We start from the raw sequence: 1,171 nt of genomic DNA, 5'->3' as shown, positions 1-1,171 counted from the left end.
CCTGATTGACGGGACCGGGGGGCACTGATGGCCCATCCGAAGGTGCTGCGGGAGGCGGTGCGCCGGGACTACATCAGTCAGGGGATCTCCGCTGAAGTGCTGGGCCCCATGCACGGGGTCAGCGTGGCAACGGTGGTCCGCTGGCGGCGGGACGCGCGGGAGAACGGTGACGACTGGGACAAGCTCCGGGCCGTTCGCCGTCTGACCTCCGGCGTGGCGGAAGACATTCCCCGCGCCCTGGTCGTGGAGTACCTGGAGCACAACCAGTACGCCATCGAGCAGTTGCGCGCTGCCCGTGAAAGCCCTGAAGGGCTGAAGATGCCCCCGGAGGACTACGCCAGCCTGCTGGTTAAGCTCCAGGATGGCTTTAACAAGATGATGGCCGCCAGCCGTCGCATTCTGCCCGAGACTGACCGCCTGATGGTGGCGGCGGCCGTGATGGAAGATTTCGCGGCGTTTCTCAGTGAGAAGCACCCGGCCCTGATGGCAGGCTTTATGGATGTACTGCCCGCCTTTCAACAGATTGTGGAGAAAAAATATGGCTGAAGTCACCAGACACGTTAAGCAGTTTATTACGCTCACCGAGCACAATAGCGTGCGGGCAGACAGCATTGTTCGGGTGTTCGCCCAGGGCGATTACCTGATGGTGCAGACCAGTGATGGTGATATTTATCAGGCTGACAGGGGGTATGGCCAGACGGTCTGGCAGACAAAGTCAGCGCTGCTGGAACAGATTGAAGCGGCGCTGGAAAGCCAGGCCGCAAGTGGGGCTCCCATGTCGAATAAACAGCCGGAAAAACAGATAGCAGCCCCGCAGGGGATCAGGGCATCCACCCATGCGCTTGAGACAACCTGCGGTCAGTTTACTGAAGACTTCAAGGCTTATCTGAAGGAACTTATTGATGCTGAGCGGATTGACGAGCTAAAGCGGGCCCTGAATAGCGCCCGGTATAGTTTCAGTCGAGAGTGACGTTCAGTTTTTTGGCCAGCTTCTGAACCAACTCTGCTGCACACAAGTGCTCAATTGTACCAACAACGGTGCCGCAGGATGCGCACTGAATGAATGTTACGGGAAGCCGGGCGTTTTGAATCTTTGTTACAGCCATTTCAAAACGATCTCTTCCGCATCGTGGACATGATGATTGCGCCATGTTTATCCCTCTTTTTGTTA

General features: G+C 57.4%; 3 protein-coding genes. 2 read left to right on the top strand and 1 reads right to left on the bottom strand.

The genetic code is table 11. The annotated features are described in order from the left end of the window. Positions 1–27 precede the first annotated feature (27 nt). Both CNE01S_RS24065 and CNE01S_RS25935 read left to right on the top strand, forming a co-directional pair. Positions 28–546, top strand: a complete 519-nt coding sequence (locus tag CNE01S_RS24065) for a DUF1804 family protein (RefSeq protein ID WP_061279232.1) — start codon at positions 28–30, stop codon at positions 544–546. Then, positions 539–970 carry a hypothetical protein gene (locus CNE01S_RS25935; RefSeq protein ID WP_245874291.1) on the top strand — a complete coding sequence of 144 codons (432 nt, stop codon included), beginning with the start codon at positions 539–541 and terminating at the stop codon, positions 968–970. The genes CNE01S_RS24065 and CNE01S_RS25935 overlap by 8 nt, the downstream gene beginning before the upstream one ends. Here CNE01S_RS25935 and CNE01S_RS25680 read toward each other — a convergent pair. After that, positions 957–1,171 (bottom strand): hypothetical protein (locus CNE01S_RS25680; protein WP_218009461.1); only part of this gene is annotated, 215 nt, incomplete at its 5' end. The genes CNE01S_RS25935 and CNE01S_RS25680 overlap by 14 nt on opposite strands.

This window comes from Cedecea neteri NBRC 105707 = ATCC 33855 (genome assembly GCF_001571265.1).
GTDB classification, from domain to species: domain Bacteria; phylum Pseudomonadota; class Gammaproteobacteria; order Enterobacterales; family Enterobacteriaceae; genus Cedecea; species Cedecea neteri.
The sequence above is the reverse complement of the archived record's forward strand: the minus strand, read 5'-3'. Positions and strand labels throughout refer to the sequence as shown.

What these genes read in the sequence shown, in the direction of transcription:
- CNE01S_RS25935 (WP_245874291.1), top strand. Translation starts at nt 539, where the DNA reads ATGGCTGAAGTCACCAGACACGTTAAGCAGTTTATTACGCTCACCGAG.
- CNE01S_RS24065 (WP_061279232.1), top strand. Translation starts at nt 28, where the DNA reads ATGGCCCATCCGAAGGTGCTGCGGGAGGCGGTGCGCCGGGACTACATC.